Source organism: Pantoea trifolii (assembly GCF_024506435.1).
Classification (GTDB): Bacteria; Pseudomonadota; Gammaproteobacteria; order Enterobacterales; family Enterobacteriaceae; genus Pantoea; species Pantoea trifolii.
Genome location: NZ_JANIET010000001.1, coordinates 2480913 through 2505538, shown reverse-complemented (window position 1 = coordinate 2505538; position 24626 = coordinate 2480913). Strand labels below are relative to the sequence as shown.

The window sequence follows — 24626 nt, the reverse complement described above, 5'->3', positions numbered from 1 at the left end:
CCATTCATGGCGACCGAGGTGCAACCTTAATGTGATCGAGTGCAACCTCTAAGCAGAAAAAAAGCAGCATTAGTGTCACCAATGTGACAGCTGTGTTAAATGCATTGTGCGCGCCGCACCTTTGCGGCAGGATACCGCGCCTTAAGAGAAATCGCTTTCTCTGGATGCGGTCAAATCATGCCGTTGCCCCGTTCCGGCAGCGATGATTAAAAGATTTCTCTTAGTGGATCAAATAATAAGTGGAGAGTCAGATGAGTATAAGTACACCGATGTTGGTGACCTTTATCGTTTATATCCTTGGGATGGTGTTAATCGGTTTCATTGCTTACCGTTCAACCAAAAGTTTTGACGACTACATTCTCGGCGGACGCAGTTTAGGTAGCGTGGTCACCGCGTTGTCTGCCGGTGCGTCCGATATGAGCGGCTGGTTATTGATGGGCTTGCCGGGCGCGATTTTCCTTTCTGGTATTTCAGAAAGCTGGATCGCCATCGGCCTGATTATTGGCGCATGGCTGAACTGGCGCATCGTTGCGGGACGTCTGCGTGTCCAGACCGAGCATCACGACAATGCGTTAACCCTGCCAGACTTCTTCTCCAGCCGTTTCGAGGACAACAGCAAACTGCTGCGCGTTATCTCGGCGGTGGTGATTCTGATCTTCTTCACTATCTATTGCGCTTCTGGCGTGGTCGCCGGTGCGCGTCTGTTTGAAAGCACCTTTGGCATGGATTACCAGACCGCGCTGTGGGCCGGTGCCGCAGCCACCATTCTGTATACGCTGGTGGGCGGTTTCCTCGCGGTGAGCTGGACCGATACCGTGCAAGCCAGCCTGATGATTTTCGCGCTGATTCTGACGCCGGTGATTGTGATTGTCGCGGTCGGTGGCCTGGATGAATCGATGGCGGTGATTGAGGCGAAAAGCCTTGAGAATCTCGACATGCTGAAAGGGCTGAACTTTGTCGCGGTGATTTCGCTGCTCGGTTGGGGCCTCGGCTACTTTGGCCAGCCGCATATTCTGGCGCGCTTTATGGCAGCCGATTCGCATCACACCATCCGCACTGCGCGTCGCATCGGCATGATCTGGATGATCCTGTGTCTGGCGGGTGCGGTTGCCGTCGGCTTTTTTGGTATCGCTTATTTCCAGAACCATCCAGAGCAGGCGGCTAACGTAAGCCAGAACGGCGAGCGCGTGTTTATTGAGCTGGCGCGTATTCTGTTCAACCCGTGGATTGCCGGAATCTTACTCTCTGCGATTCTGGCGGCGGTGATGTCTACGCTGAGCTGTCAGCTGCTGGTGTGCTCCAGTGCCCTGACCGAAGACTTGTATAAAGGCTTCCTGCGCAAAAATGCCAGCCAAAAAGAGCTGGTGTGGGTAGGGCGCTTAATGGTGCTGCTGATTGCGTTGATCGCTATCGCGCTGGCGGCCAATCCGGAAAACCGCGTACTCGGCTTAGTCAGCTATGCGTGGGCGGGCTTCGGTGCCGCATTCGGTCCGGTGGTGTTGTTCGGCGTGTGCTGGAAGCGTATGACGCGCAATGGTGCGCTGGCCGGTATGGTGGTGGGTGCGCTGACCGTGTTGCTGTGGAAATCCTACGGCTACACCGATTTGTACGAAATCATTCCTGGCTTCGCCTTTGCCAGTATCGCAATTGTGGTGTTCAGCCTGCTGGGTCGTGGCCCATCTGAAGCCGCGCAGCAGCGTTTTGCCGCAGCCGAAGCCGAATATCAGAGCAAATAACCCGTAGGGTCGCCATTCATGGCGACCTCATTCCGACATCGCTAAAAACCCAGGTGCGCATCAATGCGCACCTTACAAAACCCCTTCACCAACCCGCAAAATCAAAATTAATTTCCCGCTGTGACTTGTATTTCTTCTTGCGATAATGATAATCGATATCGTTCGCACTTTACGTTTTTTTACCCAAGCTTTACTCTTCTTAAAATTCAAGAGGTTGGTGATGTTCGTTCCCTTTCTCATCATGCTGCGCGAAGGTCTGGAAGCAGCGCTCATCGTCAGCCTGATTGCTAGCTATCTCAAACGTACCCAGCGCACCCAATGGTTTCCCGCCATGTGGGCTGGCGTATTTATTGCTGCCGCACTCTGCTTAGCGTTGGGCATCTTCATCAATGAAACCACCGGTGAGTTCCCGCAAAAACAGCAGGAGCTGTTCGAAGGCATTGTCGCGGTGATTGCCGTGGTGATCCTGACCTCGATGGTGTTCTGGATGCGCAAAGTCTCGCGCAATATCAAAGCCACGCTGGAAAAGTCGGTTGATCAGGCGCTGCAGAAGCAGGGTAGCAGCGGCTTTCCGCTGGTGCTGATGGTGTTTCTGGCGGTGGCGCGTGAAGGGCTGGAATCAGTATTCTTCCTGCTGGCCGCCTTCACTCAGGATGTCGGGTATGCGCCGCCGCTCGGCGCGGTGCTCGGCCTGGCAACCGCTGTAGCGCTGGGCTTTTTGCTCTATTACGGCGGTATTCGCCTCAACCTCGCGCACTTTTTCCGCTGGACCAGCTTGTTCATTTTGTTTGTTGCTGCCGGATTGGCCGCCGGTGCCATTCGCGCCTTCCATGAAGCTGGGTTGTGGAATCACTTCCAGGCTGTGGCGTTTGATATGAGCAACACGCTCTCAACGCACTCGGTATTCGGCACGCTGCTGGAAGGGATTTTGGGCTATCAGGAAGCGCCAAGCGTCAGCGAAGTGGCGATGTGGCTCATCTATATTATTCCAGCGCTACTGCTGTTCTTCTTCCCGGCGCGACCTTCGATCAACGCGGCGCGTACCACTCGCTGAAATTAAATCAGGCGCGATTGCGCGCCTGTTCTTCCATGTAACAGGGATATCACTATGACGATTCGCTTCCGCCGTAAGGCGCTGTTGGTTGCTATGCTGGCGCTTTCCGGTGCCGCTTCTGCTGCTGCCGTCCCGCAAGTCACGGTTACTGTGACCGACAAACAATGTGAGCCGATGTCGCTCAACGTGCAGGCCGGTAAAACCCAGTTCATCATCAAAAACAACAGCCAGAAAGCGCTGGAGTGGGAGATTTTGAAAGGAGTGATGGTGGTGGAAGAGCGTGAAAACATCGCGCCAGGCTTCAGCCAGAAACTGACCGCCAATCTGGAAGCGGGCGAATATGACATGACCTGCGGCCTGCTGAGCAACCCGAAAGGCAAGTTGGTCGTCAGCGGTGACGCGAAGAAAGCGGCATCCGGCAAACCGGATGTGCTGGAACTGGTTGGCCCTATCGCCGACTACAAAGTCTACGTGATGAACGAAGTGAAAGCGCTGGTGGCGGGCACCCAGGCGTTTACCGATGCGGTGAAAGCCGGTGACGTCGAGAAAGCCAAAGCCTTGTATGCGCCAACGCGCGTGCATTACGAGCGTATCGAACCGATCGCGGAGTTGTTCTCTGACCTCGATGGCAGCATTGATGCCCGTGAAGATGACTTCGAGAAGAAAAACGAAGACCCGAAATTTACTGGTTTCCATCGCCTGGAAAAAATCCTGTTCGCCGATAACACCACCAAAGGTGCCGAAGAGTTCGCCACTAAGCTGAATCAGGATGTGCTGGATCTGCAAACCCGCATCAGCGAACTGGCGTTCCCACCGGCGAAAGTGGTCGGCGGCGCGGCCGGTCTGATTGAAGAAGTGGCCTCCAGCAAAATCTCGGGTGAAGAAGACCGTTACAGCCGTACCGATCTTTCTGACTTCCAGGCCAACATTGATGGCGCGCAGAAAATTGTTGATCTGCTGCGTCCGCTGCTGCAGAAAAACAATCCGCAGCTGCTGGCGAAAGTGGATGCCAACTTCAGGAAAGTGGACGGGATCCTCAGCAAATATCGCACCAAAGACGGCTTTGAGTCGTACGAAAAACTGACCACCGCTGACCGTAACGCGCTGAAAGGCCCGATTACCACGCTGGCGGAAGATCTCTCTCTGCTGCGTGGAACCTTGGGTCTCGACTGATCATGAGTGATAAAAATGACGCGGCGCAGCCGTCGCGTCGTCGATTATTGCAGGGATTAGGCATGTTGGGCGGCGCGGCCGCCCTCGGCGGCGGTTGTCCGTTCCACACGGCAGCCGCCGACAGCTTCTCTCCCGGCACGGTTGCACCCAATTCGCGCCAGCAGGCGCAACCTTTTTACGGCGATCATCAAGCCGGGATCGTGACGCCGCAGCAGGCCTCGATGATGCTGGTGGCGTTTGACGTGCTGGCCAGCGATAAAGCCGAGCTTGAACGCCTGTTACGCTTACTGACCGAGCGCTTCGCGTTTCTCACGCAAGGTGGACCGGCGCCTGCAGTCACCAATCCGCAGTTGCCGCCAATGGATTCGGGAATTCTCGGTGCCGATATCGCGCCCGATAATCTCACCATGACCTTGTCGGTGGGCACCTCGCTGTTTGATGAGCGCTTCGGTCTGAGCAAGCATAAGCCGGCGCAACTGCAAACCATGACGCGTTTTCCCAACGATTCGCTGGATGCTGAACAGTGCCACGGCGACCTGCTGCTACAGATTTGCGCCAACACGCAGGACACGGTGATTCACGCGCTGCGCGATATCATCAAACGTACGCCGGATCTGCTGGCGGTGCGCTGGCGTCGCGACGGCTTTATTGCCGACCATGCGGCGCGCAGCAACGGCAAAGAAACGCCAATCAACCTGTTGGGATTCAAAGATGGCACCGCCAATCCTGATACGCATAATCCAGCGTTGATGAACCAGCTGTTGTGGGTTACCGACGAGCAGCAGGAACCGGCATGGACGCGTGGCGGCAGCTATCAGGCGGTGCGCATCATCCGTTTTCATGTCGAAATGTGGGACCGCACGCCGCTCGGTGAGCAGCAAACCATCTTTGGCCGTGAGAAGTTATCGGGTGCGCCGCTCGGCATGAAAAACGAGCATGACGTACCGGATTACAGCAAAGATCCCGATGGTGATTTGATTGCGCTGGATGCCCATATTCGTCTCGCCAACCCACGTACGCCGGAGACCGATAGCAGCTTGATGCTGCGGCGCGGTTACAGCTATTCCAGCGGTATTACCGGATCGGGTCAGCTGGATATGGGTTTATTGTTTGTTTGTTACCAGCATGATTTAGCCAAAGGCTTTATTACCGTGCAGCAGCGCCTCAATGGCGAAGCGCTGGAAGAATATATTCGCCCGATTGGCGGCGGATACTTTTTCGCGCTGCCGGGCGTGGCGGATAAAAACCATTATCTCGGGCAATCTTTACTGCAGGCCTGATTAATAAATGAGCAGCGCCTGCGTAGGCTAGCGATACGCAGGCGCGTTTGTTGAACATTCCTTAAACTTTACGCTGGATGCAGCCGCTTCCGAATGTTCCTAAAAAGTTCTACCACCCGCCAATAAAATATCCATCTGATAAATCTACATAATTTAATTTAAGGTAAAAGACCTCAGGCTTCGCTTATCTTTTTTTCTTTATCGGGACGTAAAATTAATGTTGCAAACCACCGTAAATATGATGCACTTTATTCATAAGCGTTGTCAGTTGTGTGGCTAAGCCACTGGAGTTCGCGCATGATTCGTCTCTCTCTGGGACAGTTAAATAGTTTCAACACACGCAGTACACTGCGGGGCATTTCTTCCCTGCTAAATAACCTCTCTACTTTTCAAACGTCATTCTCGTTCAATCTCATTTTCTTTACCGGTGCGCGCCTGCGTCTCGGCGCTGATGCGTACCATTCTCACTGGCTCGACACGGCTTACAAGGAAGCCAACTAAACCTCTAAAGCGTTCAAGTCATCGCCGCGGGTGATCCGCCGCGATAAATGAAACCAACTGTAAGGTGCCACTATGGGAAGACAGAAAGCAGTGATCAAAGCACGTCGTGAAGCAAGACGCGTTATTCGTAGCGACTCTCGCAGTCACCGTCAGCGTGAAGAAGAATCGGTCACTTCGCTGGTGCAAATGGGTGGGTTGGATTCGATTGGTATGGCACGTGATGCACGTGACCGCGGGCCGATTGAAGCCAGAAATGAAGCTCAGGCACACTATCTCCATGCCATAGAAACGAAACAGCTTATTTTCGCCACCGGTGAAGCCGGCTGCGGAAAAACCTGGATTAGCGCAGCCAAAGCGGCTGAGGCCCTGATCAATAAGGATATCGAAAGGATTATCGTTACGCGCCCGGTTCTGCAGGCGGATGAAGATCTCGGTTTCCTCCCCGGAGACATTTCCGAGAAATTCGCGCCTTATTTCCGACCGGTATACGACGTTCTGGTTAAACGTCTCGGCGCTTCCTTTATGCAATACTGCCTGCGGCCCGAAATTGCCAAGGTAGAGATCGCGCCCTTCGCCTACATGCGTGGACGTACCTTTGAAAATGCGGTGGTGATCCTTGATGAGGCACAAAACGTCACCGCCGCACAGATGAAGATGTTCCTGACTCGCCTGGGGGAAAACGTGACGGTTATCGTCAACGGCGATATCACCCAGTGCGACCTGCCGTCCCATGCCAAATCTGGCCTCGCCGATGCGTTAGCGCGCTTTGAAGAGGATGAAATGATTGGTGTGGTGCGTTTCGGCAAAGAGGATTGCGTCCGTTCAGCGCTTTGCCAACGCACGCTGCACGCTTACAGTTAACCGTTTGATTGAGAATGTAGCTAAGCAAAACCCGGCGTGAGCCGGGTTTTTTATGTGCGGGATGATGGCGGCATACCATTGGGCGTTTTTTTCACATTATCGCCTGCCCCAGCCCTCCAAAATTTTACGTTACGACAACGATTAACATCGCTTTATTGTTTATCCTTGAAAAAGTGTCAGGTGAAAAAATATCCCGATAACCTAAAAAATAATTTTGGGAATATTCCTGGCTGTTTTTTCAGTGCTCATCAATACCTTAACTCAAATATTAAGAAATTTCCTATATAAATCAGGTCGCAAAGATCACCTCGCTTTATTGCCTTCCAAAATCTCCAGCTATATATTCGCGCGGTAACACACAGGGAAAGTGTGCCTACGCGTGCTTTCCACGCCATTTTTACAAGGAGTAAACATGAGCAACTCTTACCAGAATGAAATCCCCAAAGCCCGTATCAATCTAAAACTCGACCTGCACACAGGTGGGGCGGCGAAGAAGACCGAGCTGCCACTCAAACTGCTGGTGACCGGCGATTTCAGCAACGGCGCGGAAGACCGCCCGCTGTCTGAACGCGAAAAAATCAACGTTAACAAAAACAATTTCAACAGCGTGCTGGCCGATATCGCGCCTGCGGTGTCATTTGCCGTGCCAAATACCCTGGCCGGCGACGGCAGCGAAGAGAACGTGGCGCTGAACTTCCGCGACATGAAAGACTTCGAGCCGGAGCAGGTTGCCCGCCAAATCCCTCAGCTGCGCGCCATGCTGGCGATGCGCAATCTGCTGCGCGACCTCAAATCCAACCTGCTGGATAACGTCACCTTCCGCAAAGAGCTGGAAGCCATCCTGAAAGACCCGGCACTCAGCGACGAACTGCGCAGCGAGCTGTCTGCGTTAGCCACCGATCAAGCCTGATCATCCCCGTAACGGACTATAGAGAGAGAATGCTGATGTCAGTTCATAATGAAAGCCGTACCGCCGGTGAAACCACCGTGCTGGATCGCCCCGCTGCGGGCGGCGTCTACGCGTCGCTGTTTGAAAAAATCAACCTCAACCCGGTGTCAGAGCTGAGTGATCTCAACGTCTGGCAGGACAATCAGGCGATGTCTGATGCCACCGCCGACGAGCGCGTCACCGCTGCGATGCAGGTATTCCTGACGCGTCTGAAAATCAGCGGCGCGAAAGTGGAAAAGCTGGATAAAAACCTGCTGGATCATCACATCGCCGAGCTGGATCGCCAGATCAGCCGCCAGCTGGATGCTGTAATGCATCACGACGAGTTCCAAAAAGTGGAATCCGCATGGCGCGGCCTGAAGTCGCTGGTGGATAAAACCGACTTCCGCCAGAACGTGAAAATCGAAGTGCTCGACGTGTCGAAAGACGACCTGCGTCAGGACTTTGAAGACTCGCCGGAAATCATTCAGAGCGGCCTCTATCTGCAAACCTATGTTGCCGAATACGACACGCCGGGCGGCGAGCCGATTGGCGCGGTGATTTCAGCTTACGAATTTGATGCCTCGGCGCAGGACGTGGCGCTGCTGCGCAACCTGTCGAAAGTGGCTGCTTCTGCACACATGCCGTTTATCGGTTCGGTCGGCCCACAGTTTTTCCTCAAGGACTCAATGGAAGAAGTGGCGGCGATTAAAGACATCGGCAACTACTTTGACCGCGCCGAATACATCAAGTGGAAGTCATTCCGTGACACCGATGACTCACGCTACATCGGCCTGACCATGCCGCGTGTGCTCGGTCGTTTGCCGTATGGCCCGGATACCGTGCCGGTGCGCAGCTTCAACTACATCGAAGAGGTGAAAGGCCCGGACCATGATAAATACCTGTGGACCAACGCCTCGTTCGCCTTCGCTGCCAATATGGTGCAGAGCTTTATCAGCAACGGCTGGTGTGTGCAAATCCGCGGCCCGCAGGCCGGTGGTGCGGTGCAGGATCTGCCGATCCACCTGTACGATTTGGGCACCGGCAATCAGGTGAAAATCCCGTCTGAAGTGATGATCCCGGAAACCCGCGAGTTTGAGTTCGCTAACCTCGGCTTCATCCCGCTTTCGTACTACAAGAACCGCGATTACGCCTGCTTCTTCTCGGCTAACTCAACGCAGAAACCGGCGCTGTACGACACCGCAGATGCGACGGCCAACAGCCGCATCAACGCGCGCCTGCCGTACATCTTCCTGCTGTCGCGCATCGCGCACTACCTGAAGCTGATTCAGCGTGAAAACATCGGCACCACCAAAGATCGTCGCCTGCTGGAGCTGGAGCTCAACACCTGGGTGCGCACGCTGGTAACCGAGATGACCGATCCAGGCGACGAGCTGCAATCCTCGCACCCGCTGCGCGATGCGAAAGTGCTGGTGGAAGATATCGAGGACAACCCGGGCTTCTTCCGCGTCAAGCTGTTCGCCATCCCGCACTTCCAGGTGGAAGGCATGGACGTGAACCTGTCGCTGGTATCTCAGATGCCGAAGGCCAAGGCTTAAGGCGCAGGAGGCGCGATGAAAATCTACCGACCGTTATGGGAAGACGGGGCGTTTCTGACGCCGCAGCAGTTTCAGCAGCAGTCGCTGTGGGACGCTCACGTCGCCGACACAGTGGCGCGTATGGGCCTGGCGCATCCGTGGGGCGTGGTCCATGCGGAATTTGACGATGGCGCGCTGGCGCTGTCACGTCTCAACGCCACCCGCCTGACGGTGCGCTTTCCCGACGGAACGCTGACGGACACCGCGCTCTCCGACAACCTGCCACCGGCCTGCGACCTGTCCGTTGCAGCCGGCCAGGAACAGGTTGAAGTGGTGCTGGCTTTGCCGTTGCTGAGCGCTAATGGCGGTAATCTCGACGACGGCAGCGACAGCGAACGTCCGCGCCGCTGGGTGGCCGGTCGTGAAGAGGTGCAGGAGCTGGCGGGGCAGGAGCGCACCGGCATTGCCGTGCAGCGTTTTGCTCTGCGTCTGCGTCTTGCGAATCAGGAAAACGGCGCGTATCTCACCTGTCCGGTGGCGCGCCTTGTGCGTAACGCGCAGGGACAGTGGACACGCGATGCGTCATTTATTCCACCAATGTTGTCGCTGTCGGCCAGTCCGGCGGTGCTGACAGCGCTGGGTGACCTGCTACATCGTCTGAGTGCCCGCCGTCAGCGACTGATGGCGCTGCGGCGCGAGAGCAACGAGCGCATGGCCGATTTTGCTGTCGCCGACGTCTCGCTGTTCTGGCTGCTCAACGCATTGAACAGCGCCGAGCCGGTGCTGCTGGAGTTGTTCCAGTCACCAACCCGTCATCCGGAACTGCTGTACCGCGAGCTGGCGCGCCTGGCTGGCGGCCTGCTGACTTTCTCTCTCGAACACGATGCCGGAAATATCCCGGCTTATCGGCACGACGCGCCGGAGCAGGTGTTTCCGCCGCTGTTTTCGCTGCTGGATTCTTTGCTGGAAGCCAGCCTGCCATCGCGCGTCATCTCCATCGACCTAAGCCGTGAAGGCGTGCTGTGGAAGGGGCGATTCCACGACGCGCGGCTGCGCGAAGGGGCAGATTTTTATCTGTCGGTGCGCTCCACGCTGCCAAACCACGAGCTGCAGAGCCGCTTCCCGCTGCTGTGTAAAGCAGGCAGCCATGACGACGTGTCGGAGGTGGTCAACATCGCGCTCAGCGGCATGACCATCCGCCCGCTGCCGCATGTGCCTGCCGCCATCCCGCTGCGTCTGGAAAATCAGTACTTTGCGCTAGACCTGTCAACAGCGGCAGCGCGCGCCATGCTCGATTCCGGTGGCTGCACCTTCTACACCCCGGAATCGCTGGGCGAATTGAAACTTGAACTCTATGCGGTACTGCGCTCATGAACAGCAATAACGCGCTGACCGAGCGCCTTTTCTTTGCCGGCTGGCTAATGGTCAGCCAGCTACGCTGCGGTCAGCAGATTGACAATGGCGATGCGATCTATCGTCGCGCTACCGGCTGGGTGAACGATGCCCGCCAGGCGCTGACGGAGGCGGGTTTTAGCGAAGCCAATCGCGACCACATGCTGTACGCCTTTTGTGTGTTGCTGGACGAAGCGGTGCTGAACCGCGGTCAGCAGGATGACGGCTGGCTGCGCTGGAGCCGTGACCCGCTGCAGGTGCGTTTCTTTAACTCGCTTAACGGTGGCGAGGCGTTGTGGGAACGTATTCGCGAATTGCTGCGCGAACCCGCTGCGGACGAGACGGTGCTGACCTGTCTGTATCGCACGTTACAACTGGGTTTTGTTGGTCATTACCGCGAGCAGGATGATGAACGCCGCGAGGACGTGGTGCGCGAGTTGGCGACGCGTGTGCCACCGTTTGCCCTGGCGCAGGATGCGCCGCTGGTGGTGCGTCCGGCAGGCATGCGCACAGGTCGCCGTTTTTACTGGATGAGCTGGGTGGTCGTCGCCGTGCTGCTTGGCGGCCTGTGGTTCGTCCTCGACGGCTGGCTGGCTCAGATGGTGTCCGGCATTGCGGGGATGAACAAGTGAGAAGCGGGATCGGCAACTTCGCCCTGATCGTGCTGGCCGCGTTGCTTACATTGTGGCTGATCCTCGGCTTCTGGCCGCTTTCGGGCATTACTGCGGCGGCGCTGTGCCTGCTGGTGTTGCTGGTCGCCGGGCTGATGCTATGGCGGCAGGCACGCCAGCGTTATGTGGAAATCGCTGTGGCCGATGATCGTCTGCCGCCTGAAGATTTTCGCGGTGCGGTAGTGCTGGTGTGTGGCGACAGTGCATCGCTGTTCTCCGGCAATCAGCCGCGTGAAACCGTGCAGGGCTGGTATCTGCCGGTTGATGCGCCAGAACAGTTGACTGCGATGGCCGACTACATCACCACTCAGCGTCCGGCTCTGCTGCCACAGGTCTCGCTGTTGCTGACAGTGGTGCCGGAGCAGCACACGTCTGCTGAAGACTTTACTTCCCACTTTCACGGCTGGCAGCGTGCGCTGCTGCAGTGCCGTCGCGTGCTGAAGTGCGCGCCACCGCTGTGGACTGCATGCTGGGTATCACACCCGAACCACGAAGCAGAATGGTTCAGCATCACGCCGGGCCAGGGGGCGCTGCAGGCGTGCATCGCCGGCAACGATACGATGCCGCTGACTGAATGGTTCCGGGAGCAGCCGTCGCGCCTGGTGCAAATGCAGTGGCTGGACAGTCTGCTGATGTGGCAGGAAAAGCACCTTACGCCACTGACGCAGATGAAGCCATGCCGCGCCGGGATTTGCCTGACGCCGGTAACGGCGCTGGCGGACAACCTGTGGGAGCAGCATCTTACTGGGCTGACCACGCTGCCTTATGCACCCGCAGGCACCGATGTCGCGCTGCCATTGCCGGATGCGCTGCTGGCTGGCTTGCCGCGCAGGCAGGGCGTCAGCCGATGCCTGCGGCTGGCGCGCGCGGCGGGCATGATTGTGGCGGTGTTTCTGGCGCTGGCGCTGCTGGCGTCGTTCCTCAACAACCAGCGGCTGATCCGCACTATTGGTGACCACCTGACGCTGTGGGCACACCTGTCTGGTGAACCGGCAGAGCCGAAGGTTCACGCGCGCGCGCAGTTAATCGCCGATCGCACACTGCTTGATGGCTGGCAGCGCGGCGGTGAACCGCTTCGCCTTGGCCTGGGACTGTATCAGGGCATGCGCCTGTTCGCGCCGGTCGACGCCGCCATCAACAGCTGGGCGCCTCCGCCGCCTCCGCCGCCGGTTATCCAGCAGATTGTTGAAGGGCCGAAGACCGTGCGCCTCGACAGCCTGTCGCTTTTTGACTCCGGTAAATCTGACCTGAAAACCGGCTCCACCAAAGTGCTGGTCAACGCGCTGGTCGGCATCAAGGCGAAGCCGGGCTGGCTGATTGTGGTTGCGGGTTATACCGACGATAGCGGCAATCCGGCGCTGAACCAGCGCCTCTCGCTGAAGCGCGCCGAATCCGTGCGCGACTGGATGCGCGACACCGGCGACGTAGACGAAAGCTGCTTCGCGGTGCAGGGCTTCGGTCAGAGCCGCCCGATTATGAGCAACGACACGCCGGAAGGCCGCGCGGCCAACCGGCGGGTAGAAATCAGTTTGGTGCCGCAGGCCGATGCCTGCAAGGCGCCGGACGCAATCCCTCCGTCATCACAGGATGGTGACGGCAATCATGAAGAAAAGGAGTAACACATGGCAATTCCGGTTTATCTGTGGCTGAAGGACGACGGCGGTGCGGACATCAAGGGATCGGTGGACGTGCAGGACCGTGAAGGCAGCATCGAAGTGGTGGCACAGCAACATAACCTGTACATCCCGACCGACAACAACACCGGCAAGCTGACCGGCACGCGTATTCACACGCCGTTCCTGTTCACCAAGGAAATCGACTCGTCCAGCCCGTACCTTTACAAGGCGGTCACCACCGGCCAGACGCTGAAGTCTGCCGAGTTCAAGTGGTATCGCATCAGCGACGCCGGCCAGGAAGTGGAGTACTTCAACACCAAACTGGAGAACGTGAAGGTGGTGAAGGTCAATCCGGTGATGCACGACGTTAAGGACCCGTCGAAAGAGAAACACAACCATCTGGAGCAGATCGAGCTGCGCTACGAAAAAATCACCTGGACATATAAAGACGGCAACATCATTCATTCCGATTCCTGGAACGAACGCGCCACAGCCTGATTACGCGTCATATTTCGCGCCGCAGGTGCGTTGGCTGCGCTCGCGCACCCCGGTCACTTACTTATGTAAGCTCCCGGGGCTGCACTCGCTTGCCGCCTTCCTGCGACACGAAATATTTAGCGTAATCGCCAGCCGGGCTGTTCTTTCAGTCCGGCACGCTTTTCGTAGGGTCGCCATTTATGGTGACCGAAAACACACCACGGCAGATGCCTAGTGATTCCATCCTCGTTGGGTGAAATCACAAGTCATTTTCCACCTTTCAACCTACCTGCCTTATGCGCTTCGGTATACGGCGACGGGCGGTAGCGTGCCCACAATCAGGAGATTTTGCTATGGACAGTCAGTCAGCCGCTTTACTGCGTCGCCTCAACCCGTTCTGCGCGCAGGCGCTGGAAGCCGCCGCGTCGCTGTGCCAGACCCGTGCCCACGCTGAAATCCAGCCGGAACACTGGCTGCTCAAGCTACTGGAGCAGGGCGAGTGCGATATCACCGTAATTGCGCGCCGCTACGAGTGGGATATGGATGCTATCTGGCAGGATTTGCTGGCGTTTCTCGACCGCCAGCCGCGCGCAGTGCGAGTACGTCCGCAGCTTTCCTCTTCATTAGAAGCGCTGTTAAAACAGGCGTGGCTGATGGCGTCAGCATCTGATAATTCCCCGCAAATTCGCAGTATCCACCTGCTTATGGCGCTGTCTGAGCAGCCAAAACTTGCGCAGTGCGAAGGTCTGTGGCCGCTGCTGAGTTTGCGCATGAGCCAGTTGGGGCGTTTACAGCCGATGCTCGAAGCACAGTCCGACGAGCGTGCGGAAGCGGAGCCGCCGGAGATGCCGATCAGCACTATCGAGAAAGCTCCCGCAGGCGAAGCCAAAGCTGCATCAACCGAAGCTCTAACTCGTTTCACCCGCGACGTCACCAGTGACGCGCGTAGCGGAAAAATCGACCCGGTGTTTGGCCGCGACAACGAAATCCGCCAGATGGTCGATATCCTGTCGCGCCGCCGCAAGAACAACCCGATTCTGGTCGGCGAGCCGGGCGTCGGCAAAACCGCGCTGGTCGAAGGGCTGGCGCTGCGTATCGCCGAAGGCAACGTGCCGGACAGCCTCAAGCCGGTGAGCGTGCGCACGCTCGACCTCGGTATGCTGCAGGCGGGCGCGGGCGTGAAGGGCGAGTTCGAGCAGCGCCTGAAGAACATCATCACCGAGGTGCAGAACGCGCCGCATCCGGTGCTGCTGTTTATCGACGAGGCGCACACTATCATCGGCGCGGGCAACGTAGCGGGCGGCGCGGATGCGGCCAACCTGCTGAAGCCGGCGCTGGCGCGCGGCGAACTGCGCACCATCGCGGCGACCACGTGGAGCGAATACAAACAGTATTTTGAGAAAGACGCCGCGCTGGAGCGCCGCTTCCAGATGGTGAAGGTCGACGAGCCGGACGACGACACCGCGTGCCTGATGCTGCGCGGCCTGAAATCACGCTACGCGGAGCATCACGGCGTGCACATCACCGACGCGGCGGTGCGCGCCGCCGTCACGCTGTCGCGCCGCTACCTTACCGGCCGCCAGTTGCCGGACAAGGCGGTTGACCTGCTCGACACCGCCGCCGCGCGCGTGCGCATGAGCCAGGACACCACGCCGGAAGCGATTACCCGTTTAAGAGCGAAGCTGGACGCGTTGAACATTGAGCAGCGCGCCATCCTTGATGATGAGGCGCTAGGTGGCGCTATCTCGCAGGAACGACTGGCCGAAATCGCCGGCCTGATTGCGGTAACCGATGAAGAGCTGGAGGCGCTGGAGCAGCGCTACGGCATCGTGCAGTCGCTGATGCAACAGATGCTGGAAGATCGCAAAGATGCCAGCCAGCGCAGCGCCATCGCACAGCTCCAGACTGACCTCGACGCGCTGCAGCCCGGCGAGCCTCTGCTCACCGCCGACGTGGACGCGCGCATCGTGGCGGGCGTGATTGCCGACTGGACCGGCGTGCCGCTGTCGTCGCTGATGAAGGACGAGCAGGCCGAACTTCTGACGCTGGAAAACCAGCTCGCCACCCGCGTGGTCGGGCAGGACGCGGCGCTTAACGCCATCGCCCAGCGCCTGCGCGCCTCGAAAACCGGACTCACCTCAGAAAACGGCCCGCAGGGTGTGTTCCTGCTGGTCGGCACCAGCGGCACCGGCAAAACCGAAACCGCGCTGGCGCTGGCGGATTTGCTGTACGGCGGCGATAAGTCGCGGATTACCATCAACCTCAGCGAATATCAGGAAGCGCACACCGTTTCCCAGCTCAAAGGCTCGCCGCCGGGCTACATCGGCTACGGCCAGGGCGGCATCCTCACCGAAGCGGTGCGCAAGCGCCCGTACAGCGTGGTGCTGCTCGACGAGATGGAAAAGGCGCACCGCGACGTGATTAACCTGTTTTATCAGGTGTTTGACCGTGGATTTATGCGCGACGGCGAAGGGCGCGAAATCGACTTCCGTAACACCGTGATCCTGATGACCTCGAATCTCGGCAGCGACGCGCTGATGCAGCTGCTGGACGAAACCACGGACGCGAGCGAATCCGAACTGCAGGAGTGCCTGCGCCCGATCCTGCGCGACCACTTCCAGCCCGCGCTGATGGCGCGCTTCCAGACGGTGATTTACCGCCCGCTGGCGCGCGACGCGATGCGCATCATCGTGGAAATGAAGCTCAGCCAGGTCAGCAAACGTCTGCAGCGTCATTACGGCATCCGCACCAGCATTGGCGAAGGTCTGCACGAGATGCTCACCAATGCCTGCCTGCTGCCGGACACCGGCGCGCGCAACGTCGACAGCCTGCTCAATCAGCAGATTCTGCCGGTGCTGAGCCAGATGATTTTGCAGCACCGCGCCAGCGGCACCTTAGGCAACAGCCTGACTCTGGATACCAATGAAGAGGGTGAAGTGAGCTTTATCTTCTGAACACGTGACGTTTTTAATAACAAGGAGTGTGTATGAAAACTCAAAATATCCCCGTTTCACCTGCCTTTATCGCGATTTCCTGGATTGCCATGCTTGGCGGCACGCTGGTTTATCTGGCGGGCCTGTGGCGCGCGGAGATGGAGCTGAATGAAAAAGGCTATTACTTCGCGGTGCTGATCCTCGGACTGTTCGCGGCGGTTTCGCTGCAAAAAACCGTACGCGACCGTTTGGAAGGTATTCCGACTACACACCTTTATCACATGGTTTGCCTACTGGCCTTCACTATTGCCGTGGTGTTGCTGGTTGCTGGGCTGTGGAATGCAACGCTGATGCCGAGCGAAAAAGGCTTTTACGGCGTGTCATTTTTCATGGCGTTATTCGGTGCTGTAGCGGTACAGAAAAACACCCGTGACAGCATGCACAGCGTGTCTGACAGCGCTGATGAAACGCCGCACGAACCTCAGGCCTGATATTTCCGAACTCTCCCGCTGCCGTCGCTGTGGCGGGAGAACGTTGACGCCAGGAGGGCGGTGTAATGATTTTGGGTGAGTAAGCATGACAGATAAAGCTAGAAAAGCGGCTATTAAAGAGGGGAGCCTGCGCTTGATGACCGCAGGTGAAATACAACTTGCCAAAAAGGTGTTTGGCGAGAAGATCTCTTACGGCAAGGTCTGGATCCATCATGACAGTTATTTGCCTTTTGGCCTACAGCATGAGCGCGTCGCCATGACACCAAATGGTGAAATATATTACAGAACCGCGCTATACAGGGCTGATTTCTCTGACCTATTACAGAGTGATATCGCTGACATGCATGTATTTATTCATGAACTCAGTCATGTCTGGCAACGTGAAAGAGGCATGTGTGTCATCTGCCGGGGAGTGGTCAGTTTTATGGCTGATTACACCTATGACCTTGATGGTCGGTTATTGAGTGAATACCCGATGGAACAGCAAGCTCAGATTATTGCTGATAACTACATTCTCTCCGAATGGGGATTTGACCGCTGGAATCAATTTAGAATGTATAATTACGTTAAATTAATCAAGGCTATGAGTGAGACTGAAGCCAGTGCAGCACATAAAGTAGCTCTTAGAGGGTTTCCATGGTGAAGCATTTACAAAACTATTTTATTAGCTTACTCACATGCTTATTTCTGATCGGATGTACTTTGGGAGAAGAACAGGTTGGGTTTAAGCGTGATGCAAATATTATTCTGGTTAAGGATATGCTTTGTATTAGCACTCCCCAAAATGATTCGTATTATTTGAGCATCATTTCTATAAAAAACAAGGATGGTTCAGGATTAAGGAAAACGTACGCGGGAAGTGAGTTGTTAGCAGTGAATACTAAGCGTTGTCTTTCATCATCACAGTGGCCTATGGTAGAAAATACTGCATATACCATTCATTACACTTTGCTTTCAACCTCAACGAAACTCCCTGCCTTTAGAAAAGTCGCATCCATAATGGTTATAGATGGGAGGGTTTTAAATTTAAAGTTATATAACTCCGATTATCTTCCCTCTTTTATTTCTGAATGATCTGTTTTTGAGTTATCTAAGGATTAAGAATTTTATCGCTCAGTGAGTTAAAATGATTGCTCGTGGTTTTTATAATAGAAATATAGTCATTTCTACTTTGATCATAAGTTCTGTATTTCTTAGCGGATGTCCGGGCTCGGGGGACAGAGGATGGTGCGATGAAACAACGAAAGCAGTACATAAAGGAAATGATGTTTGCTTTCCCATAAAAAATGCAGAAGGATATATCCCAACTTATCTGTCAGTTAATCTGAGATATACTCCGCGAACAGAGCAAAAAAACAGGATTGTCAGGGACGTTGAAATCTCAAATGGCATGCTATGTCTTTCCCCGGATGAGTTTTCGCCTGTTGAAGGAAAAGAATATATAGTTAAATTTATTCTTAAAAACGGCGGGGGTTTTGATTCGATTAGAAGCTTTGTCGTTGCTGTTAAAGTGGTTAATGGAAACGTGGGTAGCTTTCAGTTACATAATATTGAAATGGCGCGAAGCTATCAATAATTTAATCGGTGTGTAGCTGGCGCCTAAAATAACCACCAAGATAAGTGTTTTAATGGTAAGGCAAATACTAAATATGACGCTAAGATAATCATGATGAAATGTCATCTGTTTTATAAAACAGGGTTTTCCTTCACTCTGATAATGAGTTCCGTCTTTCTCACTAGCTGCCTTGGCGATAAGGTGACGTTTTCAGAAACGGCGAATATCACTCAAAGAGAAAATGCAGCATGCTTTGAAGTGCAAGGAGCCAGCGACTACACGCTAAAATCCATGAGTATATTCAGAAGGGGGCATGAAGATGATAGACAATCTTTAATGTCCAATAATACTAACTTAAAGGACGGGCGGTTTATCTGTCTTTGCAAGTCAGTAATTGACAGGTTTAGTGATGGAGAATATGTCGTGAGATTCAGTTTGAAGCCGATTAAAAAGCATCAAAATTCGAGGGTGTTTTCAAATGCCATCCAAATTAATGGGCAGCAGGTTAAAAACATCCCACTGCAGGAAAATGAAATTACGCATTACCTCGGGAATAATTTCTAAATCAAAGTTAACTATTCGTGAAATGCGGTCTCGTAATAGCATCCACGACAATCTATCCAGCCGCTGTCAAAAAAACGCTAACAAAGCCTAGAGAAAGTCTTCAACGTCCCCACCAGTGACAGAGACGTTGTGGCCGGCTGTCATCAAGGAGTGAATGACATGAACATGACTGATTTACTGCAAGGTGCATCCTCGTTAATAAACGGGACGTTGAACCGCTACCAACTTTCTATCCCTTCGTGCTCGTCCAGTATTGACGTCGAGAACTTCAACGGCGCAGAAGCGCTGAGCGAGAACTACCGCTACGATGTGCTGTTCACCAGCCCGGATAAAGACATCACGGCCGCGCAGATGCTGCGTAAACCAGCGACGCTGACCATGGGTACGGGCGAGTTGATGGGGCTGTCGGGGCAAAAAATGGTGCATGGTTACATCACCGATTTTCACCGTCTGACGGGTTCGGCCGATCAGGTGACTTATCTAATAGTTATTGAGCCACGCCTTGCATTGCTGGATAAGCAATATCGCTCCCACCGTTTCTTTGTGAATAAATCGGTTCCGGAAGTAGTAAGCCAGATACTGGATGAACACGGTTTTCAGGGCTGGGAATATGAATTCAGCCTGAAGCATGAATATCCCAGGCGTGAGCAGATAAATCAGTACCAGGAAAGTGACCTTCAGTTTATTCGCCGCTTGCTGTCGGAAGTCGGCATCTTTTACATGTTCACGCTCCAGCCAGACACCCAGACTGAAGTTGTTCGGTTTGGTGATGCTCAGTCTGCGCTTATTCAGGGTAAGCCGTTGCCACTTAACAGCCCTTCCGGCCTGGAAGATAACGGACAGGAATCGATCTGGGGACTGAATATCATCCACAAAGTGGTCGAAGCAGGGGTGGTCGCGAAAGATTACAACCATCGCGAGGCGCAACGTATTTTACGTTCGGTTCAGGCGGATATGTCGCGCGGCGATGGTGATGAGATCAACTACGGGCAGGTTTATCATTACCGTCCGCGTCATCCTGACAGCGGCGATAAATATGTGCCCGCGCCGGAGACTGCGAACTATTACGCGCGCCTCGATCACGAACGTTTTTTGTGCGGCCAGACGCTGATTACTGGCATCAGCAATGACGCATCGCTGGCTCCAGGCAAGGTGCTGACCATTATTGATGGTGTTTTGCCAACGCTGCCGGAACAGCTTCAGAGTCCGGTCGTCGTCACCCGCATCCACCTCAGTGCCAGCCGTAAGTCGGCGTTACAGATTAACCTCAACGGTGTGCCTTACAGCGAAACGCTGTGCTGGCGTCCAAGGTTGTTACCACGGCCAAAAGTCAGCGGCACCATGACAGCGCGTGTCACCAGCGCAAAAGACAATGATATCTACGCCTGGCAGGATGCCTCCGGTTTGTACCGCGTGGTGTTTGATGCAGATGAAGAGAGCAAAGATCGCGGTCAGGAAAGCATGCCGGTGCGCCTCGCCAAACCTTATGGCGGTGATATGTATGGTTTCCACTTCCCGCTGATTCAGGGAACGGAGGTGGCGATTGCCTTCCGTGAAGGGGATCCTGACCAGCCCTACATTGCTCATGCGCTGCATGACTCGCGACACGTCGATCACGTTACAGAGAAAAACAGCACCCGCAACGTCATTCGCACCGCTGGGCTGAATAAGCTGCGCATGGAAGATAAGCGCGGCGAAGAGCACATCAAACTCAGTACCGAATATGGCGGCAAAACTCAGCTGAATCTGGGGCATAACGTTGATGCTTCAAGAACACTGCGTGGGGAAGGTGCGGAACTACGTAGTGATAAGCATGTTTCAATACGCGGTGGTAGCGGCATATTTATCACGGCGGATTGCCAGTCTTCGGCCAGTGGAATGATGTTGGAAATGCAGGCTGCAATTAGCCAACTACACCAGGCGCAGTTGTTGACGGAATCCCTGCGTGGAGCGGCGGAAACGGCGAAAGCTGAATTAGCTGATTTGCAAACACAGAAGATGTTGTTGAAGGACAGTATTGAGGAATTGAAACAGGCTGCCTTGCTGTTATCGGCTCCCGCAGGGATTGCTGCCAGTACACCGAAAAGTATTCAGTTGTCAGCTGGGGAAAATCTAATGCTGACCGGGGGAAAGAATACCGATCTGAGCGTGATGGAAAAATTCACCGTGGCGGCTGGAGAAGCAGTAAGCCTATTTGCTCAAAAGCTGGGCATAAAAATATTCGCGGCTAAAGGCAAAGTTGAGCTTCAAGCTCAAGATGATGAGATGACTTTGGATGCGCTTAAAGATGTAAATGTAAGCAGCAGCCAGGGGAAGATTGTTATACGTGCAGAGCAGGATATTTTGTTGGTTGGTAGTGGTGGTGCTTATCTGCGTATCGGTAATGGTGAGGTTGAAAGTGGTGCGCCGGATAAAATTATTCAGCGGGCGGCAGTATGGCAAAAATTTGGTGGTCAGAGCGCCAGTGAAATGTTTAATACCTGGCAACAGGGAAACTATGAAGTCAATTCTCAACTGATTCGGGCAGGAACGGAAGAAGCTGTAAAAAGTGTTCAGGGAAATATAAATAGCGGCCTTGGCAAAAACATCGCCACTTCTGACGGTGCAGGAAATGTAACGCCACAGAACTTCCCAGACATTGCTAGCGCTAAGTTAAATTTGAATAAGGAACGTTAATTATGTCTGAGGGACAAACGGCATCAAAAATTCAGCCTGCTTTTGATGAAAATGGCAATGCTTGTTATCAACTCTATAGTACTCCTAAAGAAAAAAATATTGTTCAACAGTGTGTTGTCTATCCCGATAGAGTTATTCCTGTAATTTTTATTCCGGGAGTGATGGGGAGCAATTTAAAAAGTACTAATGGTAGAAAAGGAAGTGTCTGGCGACTGGATAGTAAAAAACAAATTGTAGGTGATTGGTTTAGTGCAAACTCCGTTACCAGGAAAGAACTATTGGATCCAAATATGACAGATGTGGATGATGGTGGAAATCTAGTTGATAAAAAAGAACCCTATCTACTTAAAACCCGACGACAACGCGGTTGGGGGACTGTAGGTTACACCAGCTATGCCACTTTTCTTGATTGGCTACAAAATACTCTTAATGATTTTGATAATTATCAGAATGGTGAAAGAGTTGCTTTACTTACAACTGTTTTGAAAACTGAAACTGGTGATATTTCCTTGAGTAAGGAGGAAGTAGATTTAACGTACAACTATCTTTTTCCTGTCTTTGCCATGGGATATAACTGGCTGCAATCAAACGCTGATTCAGCAACCGCGTTGAGTAAATATATTGATGAACAAATACAGTTTTACCTTCATAAAGGACGGCAGTGCGAAAAAGTGATTCTAATTACCCATTCGATGGGCGGATTAGTTGCCCGGCATTACACTCAGAACCTCAGTGGGGCAGATAAGGTATTGGGTGTGATACATGGAGTTATGCCTGCATTAGGGGCAGCTGCTACTTACCGCAGAATGAAGGCCGGCTCGGAAAACGGTACGGGCGACACCATCGGCTGGGTTGCTGCAAAGGTATTGGGAGGAAATGCCGAAGCAATGACTTCAGTACTCTCTCAATCTCCCGGTCCTCTGCAACTTCTACCGGGAAAAGCCTATGGGCAGCGCTGGCTGAAGATTATGGATGAAAAAAATATTTCTTCATTACCGGAAACAGATCCTTATAGCGAAATTTATCTGCAAAGAAATAAGTGGTGGGGGTTGTGTGAAGACCAGTTTATCAATCCGGATAAGAGTACTAATCAAACAGAGCGTGACAATGACTGGAAAATATTCGCTGAAATAATAAAAGAACAAGTGAAGCCATTTATTGAAGAGCTAACAGGAAAATACCATCCTAAAAGTTGGGCTTTCTACAGCGCGGATATGGCATATCCAGCTTATGGTAATGTCTGCTGGAGGGCTAATACACCGCGTGCTGATTCGTGGCTTAATCGTAACCGTCAGCGTGATGGGCTCGCAGGACGTGCACTTGACAAAACTGAAATGTTTGATAAGAGAACCATTTCTGCTCCTCTATCTGGCAGCGGATGGGCGAAGGGTATAAATCAAACTTATAAATTGCTACCTGCTGAAGAGGCGGGGGACGGGACTGTTCCAGAAAGGTCTGGGCGTATTGCTGAACAATATTTGCAGTGTCGGTTTCAGGTTCCGGTTGAACATGAACCCGCCTTTCAAAATAGGCAGGCTCAGCAGTTCACTCTTAAGGTGCTGGTGAAAATCGTGCAGCTAATACAACACACAGCGTTGAGGGACAAATGAAAATCAAAAAAAAAACTATCGCGCTGTTACTTTTTTCCATCGGTTCGGTTGGCTGGTATGGCTACAACTGGTTGCCACCAAGAGTAAATTTGTCTAGTGAGGAGCATAAAAACGTGACGCATTTTTTAAAAGGAATGACCACTCGATGCATTGGTCGTTTTCTAATTGACATGCCTGAAAAATTTATTTCTCCGTCAGATAGTTCAATTGCTTATGTTAATAAATCACCTGTTAAATATAAGCGTATTTATCGTCCAGCATTTGAGCAAAAAATCAAACTCAGAGAAGCAGAGTTAGCAGCCACAAAGACAATGAGAACACTTGATATGCCCTATCTGAAGGGTGTATATCCATTGCCTGATGGCATGCATGGGGTAATATTTGAACGAAATGAGTCTTATCAAATCCTTGACTCCTCTCGTATTCTTGAAGCCCATATCTATACTAATGGCGTTGCAGTTGAAATAACAATGAAGGCAAGGAATGGAACATCCTCACGCTATGATGAGGATCGAAAAGATATTCCAGAAATTTACGGGAATACAGTCCCAAATAAAATAATTGAATTAACTGATCTTTTAAAAAGAGTTACTGGTAAGCAGAGTGATGAAATTCCTGTAGAGCCTGGATTCTGCTTGCCAGAGCTATTCATTAAAGATGTCAATGAAAATCAAAAGGAAAGATACGGCTTTGTTTATAAAGCATCCGAGTATCCTGCGTTGGACTTCGATTTTGACAGCGATAATTACAGCGCCTCTGAGGATTCATTGTTGGAAAGAAGTGAAATGATGGAACGAAACATCAAAAAAGCCGAAGGCTATACCATAGCTAATGGCCGCCGCGATCTGAATGGATTATATGCCGAGCAGTGGCTAGCAGAGGGATTGCTAAGTGATACCTATGGCGAAAAAGCTCTGCGCTTTGCAATCAACATTAATGAAAAAACAGCGTCACCTTTAACTCCCATGTTATCACTGACTTTTCTGCAGCAGGGACTGGAGGGAGAGGGCAGGCTAACACAAGTTGAAGCGGTGACAATTTGGCAAAAAATAACCGAAACTATTCGTATACGTCCGAATGCTTTTAAAAATTAGGCATCCTCAACCAGTTAAAATACTTCATTTCTTTTGAAATAAATGTGTACTGTACTGACATTTTCTTTAATGCCAGTTTAGTACATCAGTGAAAAGGGCAGTTTTTTAACACATCAGTAGCGTCATGCAAGTAGTCATAAGTAAGAGAGTGATTATCAGATGTCATATCATAAGAAATATAATTGGACGGAGCTATTTCCATTATTGTCTTTTTTTGTAGGTGTGGTAGTGGTTTTCATTTCTCAATATATTAATTCATCGTTGACTTGTCACGGTTCATGGCCTGATTTAGCGAATGGTTTAAAATCCTTCTTAACCTATTTTATATCAATGCTTTTCGCTTCTTTTTTTGTATTTGATCATTGGTTTTTGCAGTTGCTAATAAGACTAAGTGTCAAAAGTTTAGTTTGATAAGTTTTTTGTCCTGTCTACTCAATGGAGGGTATGTGGTTACTATGCTCATTATTTATTATGTA

General features: G+C 53.1%; 21 protein-coding genes. All 21 read left to right on the top strand.

Translation table 11 applies throughout. The features are described 5' to 3' along the window. Positions 1-251 precede the first annotated feature (251 nt). The 21 genes from putP to NQH49_RS11550 all read left to right on the top strand — a co-directional run bounded on the left by putP (position 252) and on the right by NQH49_RS11550 (position 24150). On the top strand, positions 252-1736 hold the full coding sequence (putP, locus tag NQH49_RS11650) for a sodium/proline symporter PutP (RefSeq protein WP_256696726.1): 1485 nt from the start codon (positions 252-254) through the stop codon (positions 1734-1736). Between the two features lie 220 nt (positions 1737-1956). Continuing rightward, positions 1957-2790 carry an iron uptake transporter permease EfeU gene (gene efeU, locus NQH49_RS11645; protein ID WP_256696725.1) on the top strand — a complete coding sequence of 278 codons (834 nt, stop codon included), beginning with the start codon at positions 1957-1959 and terminating at the stop codon, positions 2788-2790. 54 nt (positions 2791-2844) lie between these two features. Further along, the gene (efeO, locus tag NQH49_RS11640) at positions 2845-3963 is read left to right on the top strand and encodes an iron uptake system protein EfeO (protein ID WP_256696724.1); all 1119 of its coding nucleotides are present in this window, start codon (positions 2845-2847) and stop codon (positions 3961-3963) included. Between the two features lie 2 nt (positions 3964-3965). After that, positions 3966-5243: an iron uptake transporter deferrochelatase/peroxidase subunit gene (efeB, locus tag NQH49_RS11635; protein ID WP_256696723.1), complete on the top strand. Its 1278-nt coding sequence runs from the start codon at positions 3966-3968 to the stop codon at positions 5241-5243. A 297-nt stretch (positions 5244-5540) separates the two neighbouring features. Further along, on the top strand, positions 5541-5744 hold the full coding sequence (locus NQH49_RS11630) for a hypothetical protein (RefSeq protein ID WP_061718478.1): 204 nt from the start codon (positions 5541-5543) through the stop codon (positions 5742-5744). 72 nt (positions 5745-5816) lie between these two features. Beyond that, a complete protein-coding gene (gene phoH / locus NQH49_RS11625) occupies positions 5817-6605 on the top strand; it encodes a phosphate starvation-inducible protein PhoH (RefSeq protein ID WP_008105319.1) in 789 nt (262 codons plus the stop codon). Positions 6606-7017: 412 nt separating this feature from the next. Beyond that, the gene (gene tssB, locus NQH49_RS11620) at positions 7018-7515 is read left to right on the top strand and encodes a type VI secretion system contractile sheath small subunit (RefSeq protein ID WP_154157404.1); all 498 of its coding nucleotides are present in this window, start codon (positions 7018-7020) and stop codon (positions 7513-7515) included. Positions 7516-7544: 29 nt separating this feature from the next. After that, entirely contained in the window at positions 7545-9092 is a 1548-nt protein-coding gene (tssC, locus tag NQH49_RS11615; protein ID WP_256696722.1) for a type VI secretion system contractile sheath large subunit, read from the top strand. Between the two features lie 15 nt (positions 9093-9107). Beyond that, entirely contained in the window at positions 9108-10445 is a 1338-nt protein-coding gene (tssK, locus tag NQH49_RS11610; RefSeq protein WP_256696721.1) for a type VI secretion system baseplate subunit TssK, read from the top strand. Then, the gene (gene tssL, locus NQH49_RS11605; RefSeq protein WP_256696720.1) at positions 10442-11095 is read left to right on the top strand and encodes a type VI secretion system protein TssL, short form; all 654 of its coding nucleotides are present in this window, start codon (positions 10442-10444) and stop codon (positions 11093-11095) included. Before tssK ends, tssL begins: the two co-directional genes overlap by 4 nt. 134 nt (positions 11096-11229) lie before the next feature. Further along, positions 11230-12753, top strand: a complete 1524-nt coding sequence (locus NQH49_RS11600) for an OmpA family protein (RefSeq protein ID WP_256698425.1) — start codon at positions 11230-11232, stop codon at positions 12751-12753. Between the two features lie 3 nt (positions 12754-12756). Continuing rightward, a complete protein-coding gene (gene hcp / locus NQH49_RS11595) occupies positions 12757-13248 on the top strand; it encodes a type VI secretion system effector Hcp (protein WP_064741351.1) in 492 nt (163 codons plus the stop codon). A 332-nt stretch (positions 13249-13580) separates the two neighbouring features. Continuing rightward, positions 13581-16181 (top strand): type VI secretion system ATPase TssH, encoded by a 2601-nt coding sequence (gene tssH, locus NQH49_RS11590; protein ID WP_256696719.1) that lies wholly within the window; start codon positions 13581-13583, stop codon positions 16179-16181. Positions 16182-16213: 32 nt separating this feature from the next. Then, entirely contained in the window at positions 16214-16651 is a 438-nt protein-coding gene (gene yiaA, locus NQH49_RS11585; protein WP_256696718.1) for an inner membrane protein YiaA, read from the top strand. A gap of 85 nt (positions 16652-16736) precedes the next feature. Then, positions 16737-17294 carry a type IV secretion protein Rhs gene (locus tag NQH49_RS11580; protein WP_256696717.1) on the top strand — a complete coding sequence of 186 codons (558 nt, stop codon included), beginning with the start codon at positions 16737-16739 and terminating at the stop codon, positions 17292-17294. Next, positions 17288-17725 carry a putative T6SS immunity periplasmic lipoprotein gene (locus NQH49_RS11575; RefSeq protein ID WP_256696716.1) on the top strand — a complete coding sequence of 146 codons (438 nt, stop codon included), beginning with the start codon at positions 17288-17290 and terminating at the stop codon, positions 17723-17725. The genes NQH49_RS11580 and NQH49_RS11575 overlap by 7 nt, the downstream gene beginning before the upstream one ends. A gap of 52 nt (positions 17726-17777) precedes the next feature. Beyond that, positions 17778-18227: a putative T6SS immunity periplasmic lipoprotein gene (locus NQH49_RS11570; protein WP_256696715.1), complete on the top strand. Its 450-nt coding sequence runs from the start codon at positions 17778-17780 to the stop codon at positions 18225-18227. Positions 18228-18317: 90 nt separating this feature from the next. Then, positions 18318-18770 (top strand): putative T6SS immunity periplasmic lipoprotein, encoded by a 453-nt coding sequence (locus tag NQH49_RS11565; RefSeq protein WP_331482575.1) that lies wholly within the window; start codon positions 18318-18320, stop codon positions 18768-18770. A gap of 159 nt (positions 18771-18929) precedes the next feature. Beyond that, on the top strand, positions 18930-21446 hold the full coding sequence (locus NQH49_RS11560) for a type VI secretion system Vgr family protein (protein ID WP_256696713.1): 2517 nt from the start codon (positions 18930-18932) through the stop codon (positions 21444-21446). 2 nt (positions 21447-21448) lie between these two features. Continuing rightward, the gene (locus tag NQH49_RS11555) at positions 21449-23056 is read left to right on the top strand and encodes a Tle4 family T6SS lipase effector (RefSeq protein WP_256696712.1); all 1608 of its coding nucleotides are present in this window, start codon (positions 21449-21451) and stop codon (positions 23054-23056) included. Further along, entirely contained in the window at positions 23053-24150 is a 1098-nt protein-coding gene (locus NQH49_RS11550; RefSeq protein ID WP_256696711.1) for a Tli4 family immunity protein, read from the top strand. Before NQH49_RS11555 ends, NQH49_RS11550 begins: the two co-directional genes overlap by 4 nt. The last annotated feature ends 476 nt before the right edge of the window (positions 24151-24626 follow it).